Source organism: Mucilaginibacter aquaedulcis (genome assembly GCF_030409325.1).
Classification (GTDB): Bacteria; Bacteroidota; Bacteroidia; order Sphingobacteriales; family Sphingobacteriaceae; genus Mucilaginibacter; species Mucilaginibacter aquaedulcis.
On record NZ_JAUFPR010000004.1, the window covers coordinates 895,010 to 910,807 of the forward strand.

At 43.3% G+C, this 15,798-nt stretch carries 12 protein-coding genes and 1 riboswitch; of the genes, 8 read left to right on the plus strand and 4 right to left on the minus strand.

Features of this window, described 5'->3' with window-relative positions; all coding sequences use genetic code 11:
• Nucleotides 1-5: 5 nt before the first annotated feature.
• On the minus strand, nt 6-1,871 hold the full coding sequence (gene mutL / locus QWZ01_RS22225) for a DNA mismatch repair endonuclease MutL (protein ID WP_290327257.1): 1,866 nt from the start codon (nt 1,869-1,871) through the stop codon (nt 6-8).
• A 131-nt stretch (nt 1,872-2,002) separates the two neighbouring features.
• Between mutL and QWZ01_RS22230 the strand changes: the two genes are divergently transcribed.
• Nucleotides 2,003-3,634 carry an amidohydrolase gene (locus QWZ01_RS22230; RefSeq protein ID WP_290327259.1) on the plus strand — a complete coding sequence of 544 codons (1,632 nt, stop codon included), beginning with the start codon at nt 2,003-2,005 and terminating at the stop codon, nt 3,632-3,634.
• Nucleotides 3,621-5,447, plus strand: coding sequence for a serine hydrolase domain-containing protein (locus QWZ01_RS22235; protein ID WP_290327261.1), 1,827 nt, complete (start codon nt 3,621-3,623; stop codon nt 5,445-5,447). Before QWZ01_RS22230 ends, QWZ01_RS22235 begins: the two co-directional genes overlap by 14 nt.
• A 128-nt stretch (nt 5,448-5,575) precedes the next feature.
• Here the strand turns inward: QWZ01_RS22235 and QWZ01_RS22240 are convergent, their stop codons facing one another.
• On the minus strand, nt 5,576-6,808 hold the full coding sequence (locus QWZ01_RS22240) for a hypothetical protein (RefSeq protein WP_290327263.1): 1,233 nt from the start codon (nt 6,806-6,808) through the stop codon (nt 5,576-5,578).
• A 195-nt stretch (nt 6,809-7,003) separates the two neighbouring features.
• Here QWZ01_RS22240 and QWZ01_RS22245 point away from each other — a divergent pair, with 195 nt between their 5' ends.
• From QWZ01_RS22245 to QWZ01_RS22255, 3 genes are all read left to right on the plus strand, one after another.
• Nucleotides 7,004-7,519: an OmpH/Skp family outer membrane protein gene (locus QWZ01_RS22245; protein WP_290327265.1), complete on the plus strand. Its 516-nt coding sequence runs from the start codon at nt 7,004-7,006 to the stop codon at nt 7,517-7,519.
• 276 nt (nt 7,520-7,795) lie between these two features.
• A complete protein-coding gene (locus QWZ01_RS22250) occupies nt 7,796-8,605 on the plus strand; it encodes a helix-turn-helix domain-containing protein (protein WP_290327267.1) in 810 nt (269 codons plus the stop codon).
• Nucleotides 8,606-8,690: 85 nt separating this feature from the next.
• Nucleotides 8,691-9,074, plus strand: a complete 384-nt coding sequence (locus QWZ01_RS22255) for a VOC family protein (RefSeq protein ID WP_290327269.1) — start codon at nt 8,691-8,693, stop codon at nt 9,072-9,074.
• A gap of 123 nt (nt 9,075-9,197) precedes the next feature.
• Here the strand turns inward: QWZ01_RS22255 and QWZ01_RS22260 are convergent, their stop codons facing one another.
• A complete protein-coding gene (locus tag QWZ01_RS22260; RefSeq protein WP_290327271.1) occupies nt 9,198-9,620 on the minus strand; it encodes a VOC family protein in 423 nt (140 codons plus the stop codon).
• 122 nt (nt 9,621-9,742) lie between these two features.
• On the opposite strand from QWZ01_RS22260, the gene bshA reads away from it, so the two are divergent.
• The 3 genes from bshA to QWZ01_RS22275 all read left to right on the plus strand — a co-directional run bounded on the left by bshA (nt 9,743) and on the right by QWZ01_RS22275 (nt 13,085).
• On the plus strand, nt 9,743-10,903 hold the full coding sequence (gene bshA / locus QWZ01_RS22265; RefSeq protein WP_290327273.1) for an N-acetyl-alpha-D-glucosaminyl L-malate synthase BshA: 1,161 nt from the start codon (nt 9,743-9,745) through the stop codon (nt 10,901-10,903).
• Nucleotides 10,904-11,108: 205 nt separating this feature from the next.
• Nucleotides 11,109-11,303, plus strand: coding sequence for a hypothetical protein (locus QWZ01_RS22270; protein ID WP_290327275.1), 195 nt, complete (start codon nt 11,109-11,111; stop codon nt 11,301-11,303).
• Nucleotides 11,304-11,389: 86 nt separating this feature from the next.
• Nucleotides 11,390-11,454: riboswitch (Fluoride riboswitch) on the plus strand.
• A gap of 248 nt (nt 11,455-11,702) precedes the next feature.
• Entirely contained in the window at nt 11,703-13,085 is a 1,383-nt protein-coding gene (locus QWZ01_RS22275; protein WP_290327278.1) for a voltage-gated chloride channel family protein, read from the plus strand.
• Nucleotides 13,086-13,110: 25 nt separating this feature from the next.
• Here QWZ01_RS22275 and QWZ01_RS22280 read toward each other — a convergent pair whose 3' ends face one another.
• Entirely contained in the window at nt 13,111-15,792 is a 2,682-nt protein-coding gene (locus QWZ01_RS22280; RefSeq protein WP_290327280.1) for an OstA-like protein, read from the minus strand.
• Between the last annotated feature and the right edge of the window lie 6 nt (nt 15,793-15,798).

A 15,798-nucleotide genomic window follows, 5' to 3' on the forward strand; every position in this document is an offset into this window, starting at 1 on the left:
CGGGGCTATTTTTCAAATCGTTCTAAAAGTTCGGCCATGGTAAAGGTACTGATTACGGGCTTACCGTTCAATGCCTGGTTAGGTGTTTCGCAAGCAAAAAGCTGATCAATGAGTTGGTTCATTTCCTCTAATGACAGCTTGGTGCCGGTTTTAATAGCCGCGTTGCGCGCAAGCGAGCGGGCCAGGTTGTCGCGCTTATCTACCTTTAAAATGGCCATGTTGTTTTTAAAGCCTTCCAGCAAATGCTCCAGCAGTTCATGCTCGCCTACATTATTCAGCTCGGCGGGTATACCTTCAACCACAACGGTGTTTTTACCAAACTCGCGTATATCAAACCCGAGTGCCCTTATATCGGGCAAAAGCTCCCTTAATAACTCAAAATCGCTGCCGTTTAGTGTTACCGATTGCGGAAATAAACTTTGCTGGCTCACGCCCGAATGGTTTTGCAATTGCTGCAAAAAGCGCTCGTACAATACACGCTCATGAGCGGCCTGCTGCCCTATCAGCATAAAGCCCGATTTTATTTGCGACAGGATAAACCGGTTATGGATTTGGAATAACTGCCGCTCGGTTGATTTGCTTACCTCCTGTTCATTTACGGCGATACTTTCTTCCGGGTGCAGTTCATGCTGCAAATTGGTTTCCTTTTTACTGATCTCATACAGGGTATCCCAGTTTTTAGGGATGGGGCTGCTGCTTTTGTAACCGCCGCTATCGCGCAAAAACGGATGCTGCTCGCGCGGGGTACTTGTTTTTTCCGACGCGAAAGGGTTAAAGTCAGGGTTAAAGGATATGGTTGGCGCTATGATCTCTTCAAACGGTTTGGGCGTTATCAGGTGTTCAATGCTGTTTTCCTGGTCAAAATCCAAGCTGGGGGTAATATTGTACCTGCCCAATGAGCGTTTCACCGCCGAACGGATGATGGCATAAATGGCTTTCTCGTCCTGATATTTGATCTCGGTTTTAGTAGGGTGTACGTTGATATCGATCTTTGATGGGTCGATGTCAATAAACAGCACATAAAACGGAAAGCTATCATCGGGCAACAATTCCTCAAACGCGGTAAGCACGGCATGATTCAGGTACGCGTCGCGGATAAAGCGGTTGTTCACAAAAAAGAACTGCTCGCCCCGGGTTTTACGGGCAAACTCGGGTTTACCTACAAAACCGCGCAGGTTAATGATGGTGGTATTTTCCTCAACCGGTACCAGGCGCTGGTTATAGTTATTGCCAAACAGGTGTACTATACGTTGTTTAAGCGTGGCACCCGGCAGGTGGTATACTTCTTGCCCATCGTGGTGCAGGGTAAAAAATATTTGCGGATTGGCTAAGGCTACGCGTTGAAATTCATCAATGATATGACGCATCTCTACCGGGTTGCTTTTTAAAAAGTTACGGCGCGCCGGTGTATTGTAAAACAGGTTTTTAACCGATATGGAAGTTCCGGTATCAGCTGCGCAGGCTTCCTGGCTTACCACTTCAGAGCCTTCAATAAATATGCAGGTACCCAGCTCATCTTCATGGCGGCGGGTTTTCATCTCTACCTGGGCAATGGCCGCTATTGATGCCATAGCCTCGCCCCTGAAACCCATGGTACGTATGGCAAACAGATCTTCGGCCTTGCGTATTTTAGAAGTGGCGTGGCGCTCAAAGCACATGCGCGCATCGGTAAGGCTCATGCCGCAGCCATCATCAATAACCTGTATCAATGATTTGCCCGCATCCTTAACAATGAGCTGGATTTTTCCGGCTCCGGCATCAATGGCGTTCTCAACTAACTCCTTTACGGCAGATGCCGGCCTTTGCACTACCTCGCCCGCGGCAATCTGGTTAGCAATGGCATCCGGTAAAAGCTGTATTATATCTGACATTTAAAAAAATTCCCTTCAATTTCCAATTCGATGCTAAATTAAATATTTGAAGGCATAACTTTATGATTTGATAGTTGTATATACATTTAACATTTAATAATTACATTACCAGGATTATACAAACATACCCTATGAAGAAATTATGGCCAGTGCTGCTACTTTTTGCCATAGCCTGCAAACAAAAAGAGTACAATGCCGACCTTTTGATCAAGAACGCACTTGTTTATACCGTTGACAGTAATTTTACTACCGCCAACGCATTTGTGGTAAAAGGAGGAAAGATACTGGCAGTGGGCAGTGCCGATACACTGGAGCAAAAGTACCTGGCCCGTGAAGTTGTTGACGCTAAAGGCGCGCCCATATATCCTGGTTTTATTGATGCACACACACATTTTTATGAATACGGCCTTGGCCTGCAGGATGTTGACCTGACAGGTACCCACAGTTGGGCCGAGGTTTTAGATTCGGTTGAGGCTTACTCAACACGTAACACCGATGGCTGGATAACCGGCCACGGTTGGGATCAGAACGACTGGGCAAAGAAACAGTTCCCGGATAAGGCCAGGCTCGATTCACTTTTCCCGGTGAGGCCCGTGATATTGAGCCGTGTTGACGGCCATGCCGCCATTGCCAACCAGGCTGCCCTGAACATTGCCGGCGTAAAACCCGGCCAAACCATTATTGGCGGCGAAATAGAAACCATTAACGGCAAACTTACCGGTATACTGGTTGATAACGCTGTTGGTATTGTTACCCGCAAAATTCCTGAACCAACAGCACAGGTTACTGAGGATGCGCTTTTAGCAGCCCAGAAAAACTGTTTCGCGGTTGGCTTAACTACCGTTGATGATTGCGGCCTGCCCTATACCATGGTAAATACCATAGCTCAGCTGCAGCATAAAGGAGCGCTCAAAATGCGTATGTACCTCATGCTTGCCGACCGCGCTGAAAACTATGATTACCTGTTTAAGCATGGTATATATAAAACCCCGACACTCAATGTAAGGGCTATTAAGGCTTATGCCGACGGTGCATTGGGATCAAGAGGGGCTTGTTTATTACAGCCCTATGCCGACCAAAAAAACTGGAGCGGCTTTTTGTTAAGCAATCCGCACCATTTTGAGGAAATAGCAAGTAAGCTTTATGCCGGAGGTTTTCAGCTGGCCACACATGCCATAGGCGATTCGGCCAACCGTACTATGTTAAAGATATATGCCTCGGTATTAAAAGGGAAGAATGACAGGCGCTGGCGTATTGAGCACGCGCAGGTATTGGCACCTGAAGATGTTAAACTGTTTGGCGAAAACAGTGTTATCCCATCGGTTCAGCCTACTCATGCTACCTCGGATATGTACTGGGCCGGAAAAAGACTTGGTACAGATCGTTTAAAATCGGCCTATGTGTACAAACAACTGCTGAAACAAAATGGCTGGTTGCCGCTGGGTACCGATTTTCCGGTTGAAAACATCAACCCGCTATATACCTTTTACGCCGCTGTTGAACGTAAAGACCTGCACGGTTTTCCGGAAGGAGGCTTTCAGCCCGAGAATGCGCTTGACCGTACCGAAGCCCTCAGAGGGATAACGATATGGGCCGCCAAAGCCAATTTTGAAGAGAAGGAAAAAGGTAGTATTGAACCGGGTAAATATGCCGACTTTGTGATGCTGAATAAAGACATCATGCAAGCAAAAGGAGCAGAATTACCTAAAATTAAAGTAACTAATACCTATATAAACGGAATAAAAGTATATGATAAAAAGTAAATGGGGCTTGGTGCCTGCAGTATTATTAGGGTTTGCATTATTTAATACCGCCTGCGCGCAAATTCCGCCTGCTGCCATTCCTACCGGCCAGGCTTATATTAACGAAGAACAACAGGTTGAACACTCAACCGTTTTATTTAACAACAGCAAATACCTGATACCGCTGCAAAATCTTGATCAGTTAAAAATTGCCAGTGTCCACTTCTCTAACCGCTACGCCACCGCTTTTGACAGCCTGCTTAATAAGTACAGCAAGGTTGATGTGTTTGATGGTAATACCTACAGCGGCTCAAAAAATCTGATCGATCTGTCTGGTGATCTGAAATGGTACAACACCATTATCCTGCAGGTAAATGATGCCGATCTGAACAACCCGCAGATCATGGATTTTATCAGCTCAAACCAAAAACTGAAAAATGTGATCGTGGCGGCCTTCGGTGGCGGTGGCATGCTTACCAAGTTAAACAATGTTACCGTACCCATTTTGTGGACGGAGCGGGCCACCCCAGTTTCGGCATTTTACAGTGCCCAAGCTATTTTTGGCGGCTTGCCGGTAACGCAGAAATTAACCAGAAGCTACTCGCTCCAGTTTGCATCGGGTATGGGCTTTATCACCAATAAAACAAGACTGCAATATACCGTGCCGGAAGAGGCGGGTATCAGTGCGGCAAATCTTACCGAGATTGATAACATTGCCCGCGAGGCCATATCACAGCACGCTACACCGGGCTGTGTGGTGCTGGTTGCTAAAGATGGTAAGGTGATATTTAACAAAGCGTATGGTTACCATACCTACGATAATACTATCCCCGATAATATCACTGATATTTTTGACCTCGCCTCCATGACCAAAATAACCGCTACTACCGTAGAGGCTATGAAACTTACCGACGAGGGCAAGCTTAACCTGGAAGGTACCATTGGCGATTACATTCCGCTGGCACGCAAAAGCAATAAGAACGATATTAAGATCCGCGATATACTGATGCACCAGGCCGGGTTGATCCCCGATATTAAAACCTTTGAAAAGGTAAAGCCATCTGACCACAGCACCGATTCATCGGCGGCTTATCCGGTAAGGGTATCTGACCATTATTTTTTAAGGAAGGATTACTTTAAGGATGTGATGTTCCCCGATATGCTGAACTCGCCTATTAAAACACCGGGTCAGTATGTGTACAGCGATATCAGCATGTTATTAATGAAAGAGATAGAGGAAAGCATTACCTCGGTACCTGAAAATGTATACGTGCAGCAACAGTTTTACGGTCCGCTGGGGATGCAAACCGCCGGGTTTTTACCTTTGCACCGTTTCAGTGCCAACCGTATTCCGCCAACAGAAAACGACCAGGAATATCGTCAAAGCCTGCTTGATGGCTACGTGCATGACCCAACCGCGGCCATGCTAGGCGGAGTAGCCGGTCATGCAGGTTTATTTGCCAGTGCCAACGATGTGGCCATTATTTATCAAATGCTTTTGAACCGCGGTACTTATGGCGGTGTACAATATTTTAAACCAGAAGTGGTTGATCTGTTTACCTCCAAACAATCGGCAGTAAGCAGGCGCGGACTGGGGTTCGACCGCTGGGATCCAATCGCCGACAGGCATTATCCATCAAAACTGGCTTCGCCGCAAACCTACGGACATACGGGTTTCACCGGTACCTGCATCTGGGTTGATCCGAAATATAACCTGGTATACGTGTTCCTGAGTAACCGGGTACACCCCGATGCCAGCAACAAACTGGGTAGCCTCAACATCAGGCCAAGGATACAAGATGTGGTTTATGATGCGATAACCAAGGGAATGTAGAAATAATGTATCCGCATTAATTGCGGTGATAGCATGACTATCAATATAAAAAGGAGTGTTTTGCCAAGATTGTGGTAAATACCCCTTTTTATACTGGTAGTTTAACTGATTCTGGCTCACTCGAAATATCAATAATCGCGGTTTACTGATTTTAAATTAACATTAGGGTACCCAGAATTATCGTTGTATTTATATGGAAATTTTTGTTCATTAAAGGTAGCGTCCTGAAATATGGCAAAGTTTTTAAGTTTTTCATTATTAAGATCAATACTTGTTTCTTCAAGATATTTAGAAAAATCAGGGAACTTAATATTGGTATAATTTACTGTTGCCGGCGAATTTAGATATACCCATAAGTTAGGGGCTCCGATGTTTACGAAATAAGCAACATAATAATCAACCGGGCCGGAAAAAGCTGGTTTAAAAGTTGCCAGGGTCGAAGTCTGTGTATTGATTATTCCATCATAAGTGTCGGTCTTATCAGGAATGGTACTGGTATTTTGCGTAAAGGAATAATTTAAATCGCCGATATTATAACGCATATAGCAAACATATTCAGAAAAAGGTTCCTGCGGATATCGATAAATAGCCCGGTTGGTTGCAGAGGTTGTGATTCCAAAGTCATAACAATTGTAATAGTTTTTGTCAGGTCTGCCTCGTATATCAATAATAAGGTTGGTTCCTGTTGAAGTAATAGCTTTTGATAGCAAAGGTTTGTTGATCTGAGACATATCAATATCAAATCTCTGCGCATTTTTGGGGATGTCGAAAAAGTTATATAAATATTGATTATTACTGAGCATCCGCACCAAAAGCTTACCATCGCCAGATAACCCGGGATATCGTTCAAAAACTGTATCCATAGCATTTTTTATGCTCGTTGCATATACATCACCTGCGGTAGTTAATTGATCAAAATATGCGAGCCTCTTTAAATGATACTCTAATACATACGCTCCTGATTTTGATGGCAATATCTCTCCCGGCTTATGGTAGCGACTTCCTTTTTTTACCTGTAAATAGCCTCTGATAATTGATTTTGTTATCGAACTGTCTTTAGTAAGATCGACTTCATAAAAATTAAAACGATCCTTTTTATAAGGTTTTAATGAGGTTATTTTTAAGGTGGTAGCAATACCTGGATACTTTACCTCATTGAGTATATTTCCATCTTCATCGGTAAGCACAAAATAGGCACTTTTATAAAAATAGAAATCATCAGTTCTCAAATCTATTGTGATCAAGGTATCGGCAATAGTTTCGGTAGGCTTGGTTCCCTGATCAGAGTTTAATAAGTGTTCTTTTGAACAGCCGGCCAAAATAACGACTGCGGCAAATAGTAAAAAAATAGGCTTTTTCAATGGTGCAGTTTTTAGTGATAGCTTGTTTAGGTGACCGAATATAATGGTTGTAATTTGAATATCCTACGTTTTGCCAAATGATGTTTGATTTAATGTATCGCTTTACTTAGCTCATTTCAAAAAAACTTAACTAATATTTAAAACAATTTTCCCTCCTTGATGTTACCCTACCTTTATGAATTTTAAATGGTAAAAATGAGAAACGTATTCAAAGTAACTTTAATTGCTGTAGGCTTATTATTTGCAGGGCAGGTTTCAAGAGCACAATCAAAAATTGGTTATGTTGATTTTCAGGGTTTAATTGGTCAGATGCCCGAGGCTAAAGCTATTAAACCACAAATTGACGCCTATCAAAAACAGTTTGTTGATCAGTTAACCGCGATGAATAACGAGCTGCAAACTAAAGGAAAGGCTTATCAGGATCAGGGCAAAACCATGACCGATGCTGTAAGGGCCACCAAACAAACCGAATTACAGGATCTGCAAAAACGTATGCAGGATTACCAGACCGATGCACAGCAGAAAGTTGAAGCAAAATCAAACGAGCTTGTTAAGCCATTGGCCGATAAAGCCACCGCTGCTGTTAAAGAAGTAGCCAAGGCAAAAAATATCGCTTATGTTATTGACTCATCGCGTGGTAACCCACTGCTGGTATCTGGCCCGGCCGATGATTTGACGGCAGATGTAAAAGCGAAATTGGGAATAAAATAAATTGGAAAGGCTTTAAAATACCAAAATATAAATGAACGCCTTAGCAGAATTAAAATCCGCTAAGGCGTTTTTTATGTATAGTTGTCATTGCGAGCGTAGCGCGGCAATCGTATACTTTACAGAGACAACCTACTGATTCGCGATTGCTTCGTCGTACCTCCTCGCAATGACAAGAAAATAGAATACTTGCTATTAAGTATCTGGTCATCAATGTTATTTATCAATCAATAAACCATAACTTTATGTAAGTCAGAAATCGAATATCCCAAATACAAAATGAAGTATTATACCATTCCACCGCCGGAAATATTAAAACCTTTTGTGAGGTTTTTTTGGGTGCTGGAGCATGAGCTGCGGGAAGGTGAACCCCAATACGTTTACCGCTCCATTGCTGATGGCTGTACCGAACTGGTATTTCATTACCGGGCAAGTTTTGATGAGCTTACTGCGAGGGGTGGTCAGGAGCTGAGTAAATCGGGCATTCAGTTTCAAACCAATACTTACCGGCGTTTTGTAACGGGTGAAAGCTTTGGCATTTTTGGTGCTTACCTATATCCTTTTGCTGTTCCACGTTTCTTTAATATACCAAGTAGCCATACCAGCAACCTGGCGCTTGATTATGATACTTTCTTAGGTTCGGCAGGCCGCGAACTGGAAGAGCGGATTATGCTGGCGCCCGATAATCAAAATCGAGCCCGGATACTCAGCGATTTTTTATTGATGCGCCTGCGGAATCATGTGCCGGTTGATGATCGTATTATTACCTCTATCAGGCAGGTGATTCATTCCAGTCAATATAAAACGGTAGCGCAGCTGGCCGATGTTTTTAATTTTTCGGCAAGGCAGTTCGACCGGAAATTTAAAGCGTATGCAGGATTTAGCCCCAAAACATACCTGCGGCTTATGCGCCTGCATGATGCCATTAATCAATACGGAAGCAACAAGCCGCTTACCCAGATAGCGCTGGAATGCGGTTATTACGATCAATCGCATTTTATACATGACGTTAAAACTTTTACAGGTTATCATCCCGGCTTTTATTTTTCGGGTAAGGCCGAAGGAACGGAGTTTCGCAACAGCGACTGATGGGGGGAATCAGAAAATTAAAATGTCCGGTTTTTACAATTTTGGAGGGATCGGGTCGGCTAAATTTGAATAAAAACTAATTATTATGGAACAAGTAAAAAGCATTCCTGTAAATTATCAGCGCATTATGCCCTACCTGATTATCAAGGACGCAGGAAAATTTATTGAGTTTATGCAAAACGTGTTTGGTGCAACAGAGCAATACAAGCATATGCGTGATGAAAGCCATATTATGCATGCCGAAGTAAACATTGAAGGCAGCACCATTATGCTTGCCGACAGTACCGATGAATATCCGCAGCAAAACGCAGGTATGTTCATTTATGTTGACAGCTGCGATGAAACCTATAAAAAGGCCATTGATAATGGCGCGGAAAGTATTACAACACCGGCCGATCAGCCATATGGCCGCAGCGCCGGTGTTAAAGACCCTTTTGGTAATACGTGGTGGCTTACCAATCCACTTTAATGGGAATTTCGGATTTCGGATGTTCGGTTTCGGAATTTGCTAAACTGGTTATGTATAGAAAATCACTTGAATTAGTAAAAATAAATCCGAAATCGAACATCTGAAATCCCACATCTACCTAAATCAAAGTATCTGGTTAAACTCCAGGCGTTCGCCATCGGGGCCTGTAGTGTTGAAATATTTGCACCCGTTTTTCCAGAATTGCAGAAAAACGGGTGCTTCTTCCTGTATAGGTAAACCAGCCTGTTTAATTACCTCAAAAGTTTCATCAATATCGCTCACGTCAAAGGCCACATGGTCAATATGGCCGTGCCTGCGCGTCCTGATCTCAGCTAAAGCAGCTTCAGGTAGTTGATATAGCTCTAATATGATACTTCCCAGTTGCATCATTACGCAAGTGCCACTGCCGTCTTTGTCTGTAAAGGGTTCTTCCATCACATTTTTAAAGCCAAGCCTGCTGTAAAATGTTACTGACGTTTTTATATCGGTAACCGGTATGCCGATATGTTGTATGCTGTTGATTTTTAAATTGATAACGTTTTGCATGGTTTGTAATTGGTGTTGAATAAAGTTTGTAAAATAAGTAACTTAACTAAGTTAAATCATTTTACACAGTGTTAACACATTTACCATAAATTGCTGTTAAACTTGCAGCCAAAATTGTATAAATGAAAATAGGAATTGTTTGCTATCCTACCTTCGGCGGAAGCGGCGTTGTTGCTACAGAACTTGGCAAAGCCCTTGCCGATCGCGGTCACCAGGTTCACTTTGTTACCTATAACCAACCTGCCCGTTTAGATCTCTTTTCCGAAAATTTATTTTATCACGAGGTATCCGTATCCAACTATCCACTTTTTGATTTTCAGCCTTATGAACTGGCCCTGGCCAGCAGGCTGGTTGATGTGGTGCGTCATGAAAAGCTTGATGTATTACACGTACATTACGCCATCCCTCATGCTTCGGCCGCCTTTATGGCCAAGCAAATATTGTTAACCTACGGTATTTATATCCCGGTAGTTACCACCCTACATGGTACCGATATTACCTTGGTTGGTAAAGATCGTACTTTTAAGCCGGTAGTTACTTTTTCTATAAATCAATCTGACGGTGTAACAGCGGTTTCTGAAAACCTGATGCACGATACCTATGAGTTTTTTGATATAGAGAACGATATTAAGGTGATACCGAACTTTATTGATCTTAACCGTTTCAGCCTTAAGGCTAAAGATCACTTTAAAAAAGCCATAGCGCCATCGGGCGAAAAAATATTGGTGCATACCTCTAACTTCCGTAAGGTAAAACGCACCGAGGATGTTGTGAAAATATTTGCTGAGGTTGTTAGAAAGATCCCTTCAAAATTACTGATGGTTGGTGACGGTCCGGAGCGTTCTGCCTGTGAGCAGCTGTGCCGCGATTTGAACGTGACCGATAATGTGCGCTTTTTGGGTAAACAGGATGCCATTGAAGAAATACTTTCAGTTGCTGACTTGTTCCTGATGCCTTCACAATCTGAAAGCTTTGGTTTGGCGGCGTTGGAGGCTATGGCCTGCAAGGTTCCGGTAATCAGTACCAATGCCGGAGGTTTACCAGAGCTTAATGTTGATGGCCTTACCGGTTTCCTGAAAGACGTGGGTGATGTTGCCGGAATGGGCGAAAGTGCTATCTATATACTGGAAGACGAAGCCCGCCTGGCTATGTTTAAAGAAAACGCATTGGCCCGCGCCAAAGAGTTTGATTTGGCAACCATTTTACCTTTGTACGAAAATTATTACCTCGAGGTAATTGACAAGTGCAGGAGTAAATGCCCTGGCAAAATGAAAAATAATTAAATTGCTGTAAAGCAGTAACTTAATTTAAAACTAATATTAAATGCTGTTGTTTAACTTTTACAACAGCATTTTTTTTGTGATTCGTTTTTTTATCGACGCCTACGTAACATAGATGATACATTCGCGGTATTTTTTCTAAAGATTAAATTTTATCGTTTATGTTAATTAACTTGGGCTATTGTTTCACTTTTAAAAATTAAAACTTATGGCAAAGCACACAACCCTAAAGCGTGGTCAATTACTTAAGTACATTGGTAAAAGATGGAAGAATTTAAATATCACAAGTAACCATTTTTTAAAATTTTTAGGTTACGATGGTAGTGGCTTTGCTGACATTTGGGTTGAATACCAGGGTCGGCTATTGTTTATCTCAATTAAAGAGATTGAACTGGCTGCTTAAATATCAACTTTAATTATAGCGCCCGGGTTTGTTTATTACTTACCCCGGCTTGTTATGGCTTTTTAAATCGCGCAAAAAAGCTATATTTGCATTAAGGAAATGGTGTCTTCCTATTTAACCGCCCTAAAAAGCTGATGGCGCCTACAAATAATTGATCCGCGGGGTTTTGCTCTGCGCTAATTTTTTGTAGGTGAAAAAAAATCTCAATCAAACATTTTTAAAATTGTACGGCCATAATCCATGGCTGCAATCACTATTGCTTTTCTGTTTAGCTCCTAAACAAAAAAGAACCGTCCTCTTGTTATTACGAGGTACAGGGCAATCACGAGCATCCGATGCTCACTTCAATCGCCCACTTTTCAATCCCGGCATATTTAACCTAAATTAGTTCCCAATAAAATGAACGACAAAAATTTTACGTCCGAATATTTTTTTATACTCAAGCATTTACTCCGGTGGACATTTATCATCGTACCCATCGCCATAGTTATTGGTAGTATGGTGGCGCTGTTTTTATGGTTGCTAACGCTGGCCATCCATTTCAGGTTTGGTCATCCTTACTTGTTGTATCTTTTACCCCTGGCAGGCGTACTCATCTATTTTATTTATAAACTGGTTGGGCAATCGGCCGAAAAGGGAAATAACCTCATTATTGACGAAATTCATAACCCCGGTGGAGGCGTGCCTAAACGGATGGCTCCCATTGTGCTTGTTACAACGGTTATCACCCATCTCTTTGGCGGTTCGGCCGGGCGCGAGGGTACGGCAGTACAAATAGGCGGCAGCATAGCTCAAATGTTTGGGAAATGGTTTAAACTGAATGAGGCCGACACCCGAATTGTACTTACGGCAGGTATAGCAGCGGGCTTTGGGGCTGTTTTTGGTACGCCATTAACCGGAGCCATTTTTGCCATGGAAGTGCTGACCATTGGGCGCATTCAGTACAATGCCTTGCTACCTTGCTTAATAGCCGGTGTAATTGGCGATGTAACTGTAGCTGCCTGGGGTGTTCACCATACGGCTTATCATATTGATGTTTTCAAGCTTGCACCACATTGGTATTCGGGTTATTTGTCGTTTGATTTTGTATTGCTGGCAAAAGTTATCATCGCTTCAGCTGCTTTTGGGCTGGCGAGCTTCCTGTTTGCCTATATGGTGCATGGTATCAAATCGTTTTTTGTAAAACGGGTATCCATCCCTTGGCTTATCCCGGTACTGGGCGGGTTGATCATCATCGGTTTAACCGCACTTATCGGCAAACCCGACTACCTGAGTCTTGGTGTTGATGCCGAACATGCCGGGGCGGTTACCATACCATCCGCATTTCACGCAGGTGGTGCCGATACATGGAGCTGGCTTTTGAAAACTATTTATACCACGCTTACACTGGCTACCGGCTTCAAAGGGGGCGAGGTTACGCCACTGTTTTACATAGGTGCAACGCTGGGAAATACCCTCTCGATATTGATGGATGCGCCCGTGAGCCTGTTTGCCGCGTTAGGTTTTATAGCTGTTTTTGCCGGGGCTACCAATACACCCCTCGCTTGTACCTTTATGGGGATTGAACTTTTTGGTGGCGAGTATGCCTTGTTTTTTGCAGTAGCCTGCTTTACCGCTTACTTTTTTAGCGGGCACTCCGGTATTTACAGTGCGCAGCGCATTGGAGTACCCAAGGTTGATGATACACAGTTTTCGGACGCTGCAACCTTACAGGAGGCTGGCAGCCGCAGGCAAGGCTATATCCAAAAAAAGATACAGAAATATGGTTTTGGAAAGGAATAAGATGATGTATAATTTCTCTCACTAATTAGCTCCCGGTTTTTTTAGCCGGCGGATTGCCGGATGTGTCAGAAACCATTTTTGGTGGTGATGGGCTCCCCTTTTTATTAGCAGTAGTATCAACAGTGGCTTTTATCACGGCTGGTGTTGCCGTATTATTGGCAGCTCCTTTTGCCGCAGCATGAACAACAGTTAAAGGTTTCCCTACTGCTGGTTTAACAAGGTTGGTCTTTTTTATTTTACTCTGTGGATTGGTAATAGTATCCATCGGAGCCTGGGTAGAGTCTGAATTAAGTTTAGGATGACCTTTCAGACTATCCGGTTCCATGTTGTTCAGACTGTCGGGTTGAACCTTATGCGTAGTATCAGGCTTAACCCTTGGCGGGTGTTTAACCGCGACACGCGGCTTTTTAGTGCGTGACGGAATGATGGATTCTTTTGAAACAGGCCGCTCTTTGGGTTGCCAGATAAAACCTTTGAGTTCCTTATCCTCTTCCGTTACCTTTGCTATGGGTATGTAGCGGTTTTCGGGTTTTGTTAAAAACGTAACTTCTGATGCCTGCCCATTTTTAAATATGGTTCGTATCCGGCTGCTGAGTGATCGTTGCATACCGGCCACCTTTCCGCTGTCGCGCTTAAAGTAAATACTCTCGGCATTAACGGCCACAAACAGCCTCTCGAGTTTATCGCTTTTGAAGAAACCTCGCATCTTCCTGCCCGATAGCTGGTTAAAATGAAGTGAATCGGTCTTCTCAATATTCACAACAAATGCCGATGGGAACAGCTCAATGTTGTCAAGCTTTTTGTTCCGCATTTGAAGGTAAACAGTATCCCCCGATAACTGCGACCCCTGTGTCCAGAAAATAGGTTCAACATAGCACCGGATGGTGGAGTCGGCATTACTGTAAAAGATGGAGTCGGCCTTTCCTTGCAAATCCGATTTAAATATCTTGGCATTATGATGCGCGATTACGATCCTGATGCGGGCGGTATCGCTCACATTAAATTCGCGCGTTGCAAAAACAGGATCTTTTTTCATTGAGATCCTCCTGATGCTATCCTGCCGGGCCTTCCTCGCGGCAGTTGCTATATCCTTTTTTATCTGAACGGAATCAACCTTTGGCTTGCCGAAAAAGTTGGGATGCAGGTAGCTGGTATCCTTAGGGATATGTAATGATACCAGGGGCATTCCCTTTAATTTCGCGTTGAAAACGGCACGCTTTAACCCAGCCTCTGATGTATCCCTGAAATGTAGCGCGCGCTGCGTTTCCTGGTAAATCTTGAGATTTTTATAGGTCATGATCTGGGTTTCCAGCGTATCGGCAGTCATGTATATCGAGTCCCGCTTTAGCTTAGTTTTAGATGTATCTGTTAGGTCTGGTGAGGGTTTATCGAGCTTTTTAGGCTTGATATCACTCATCAGTTTAGCCATGTTCATGAGCTTTTTATCGGCATCGGCAGGCGATTTTAAATTTTTGGTTTGTATGCCAGCTGTTTTCGCTATCGAATCTATCTTCACAGAATCAGCCTTCCCGATCACCCCTCCTTTTGATTGAATCCGAGTGGCTATGTTTGATAGCTCGGTAGCTTTTTGCAAGGCATCGCCCGGCTTTAGGTTTTTGTTTTGTTTAATGAGTTCCCGGGCGGCAGAATCTATCCTGACCGAATCGGGTTTGGAGAGAACACCTTTTGGTTTGAGATCCTGGGCCATTTTAGCCATGCTGGTAATGTTTGGCGCACCGGATATTGCTTTACCCTGCTTGGCCTGCACTGTTGGCGGTATCTTGGCAGCACCCGAATCTGTTTGAGTACTGTCTTTTTGTTCGGTAACCATGATCATGTAGGCGTACTGTGTAACAACAGTGCGCTCATCGGCCCTGAAATAAGTACCCAGATCACCTTTAAGGGTTATCTTTTGTTCGTTATCATTAAAGGTGATGTTTTTAACCGCGCGGCCATACCCTTTTAGCCTGTCGTAAAACAGGCTATCACCCTTTAATGATTTGGTACCCTGTTTATACAGGTTGTGCTTGCCAAAAAAAGCCTGCTCGGTAATGGTGTTATATAAACCGTTTTCGGTGTAAAGGGTGTCTTTATCCTTTTTGCCATAGATGTTGGAGGGGCCGTAAAAATAGGCTATCCGTGTACCTGTATTGTACCGCAGGGTATCGTTTTTAATAATGGCATCGGCAGTGTTCAATACCACATCGTACCGGAAATAGGAATCGCGCGAGTTGGCAAAGTAATAACCGTTTTTACTGGTGAGTACGTTGTCTTTATTTATCAGTTTGCCGCCACTGGTATAGGTGCCTATGCGCGTTGCGGTATTGTAAGTAAGGTAATTAGTGGTGAGTATGGCATCCCGGTCAATCATTTTAACGTTATCGGTAAGGATAGCCGTTTTGGTATTACCGTTATAGTTTAGCTTGTCTGAATAAATATTGAGGGTATCTCCCTGGTTAATATTAACATTGCGAAAAGCGTCAAAAGCATTTTCCTTTGGATAAAAGTAGGCACTGTCTGATCGCAAGATCGAAAAATCCTGTTTAAAAACACCTTTATAAACTTTAATAATAGTACGGCCGTTAACATTGTTTAATGTGCTGCTTTCCGACTGTATTAAATTTACTATCGATTTCTTTTTCTGCTTTTGGGCCATAACCGTGCCCGCAATCATCAATAGTAAAACGCTTAAAACATATTTCCTCACGCCGGC

Bases quoted from the DNA above. Each gene is read 5' to 3' on its own strand.
- QWZ01_RS22250 (WP_290327267.1), top strand. From the start codon at position 7,796: ATGAAGTATTATACCATTCCACCGCCGGAAATATTAAAACCTTTTGTG.
- QWZ01_RS22275 (WP_290327278.1), top strand. From the start codon at position 11,703: ATGAACGACAAAAATTTTACGTCCGAATATTTTTTTATACTCAAGCAT.
- QWZ01_RS22255 (WP_290327269.1), top strand. From the start codon at position 8,691: ATGGAACAAGTAAAAAGCATTCCTGTAAATTATCAGCGCATTATGCCC.
- bshA (WP_290327273.1), top strand. From the start codon at position 9,743: ATGAAAATAGGAATTGTTTGCTATCCTACCTTCGGCGGAAGCGGCGTT.
- QWZ01_RS22260 (WP_290327271.1), bottom strand. From the start codon at position 9,620: ATGCAAAACGTTATCAATTTAAAAATCAACAGCATACAACATATCGGC.
- QWZ01_RS22245 (WP_290327265.1), top strand. From the start codon at position 7,004: ATGAGAAACGTATTCAAAGTAACTTTAATTGCTGTAGGCTTATTATTT.
- QWZ01_RS22230 (WP_290327259.1), top strand. From the start codon at position 2,003: ATGAAGAAATTATGGCCAGTGCTGCTACTTTTTGCCATAGCCTGCAAA.
- QWZ01_RS22235 (WP_290327261.1), top strand. From the start codon at position 3,621: ATGATAAAAAGTAAATGGGGCTTGGTGCCTGCAGTATTATTAGGGTTT.
- QWZ01_RS22270 (WP_290327275.1), top strand. From the start codon at position 11,109: ATGGCAAAGCACACAACCCTAAAGCGTGGTCAATTACTTAAGTACATT.
- mutL (WP_290327257.1), bottom strand. From the start codon at position 1,871: ATGTCAGATATAATACAGCTTTTACCGGATGCCATTGCTAACCAGATT.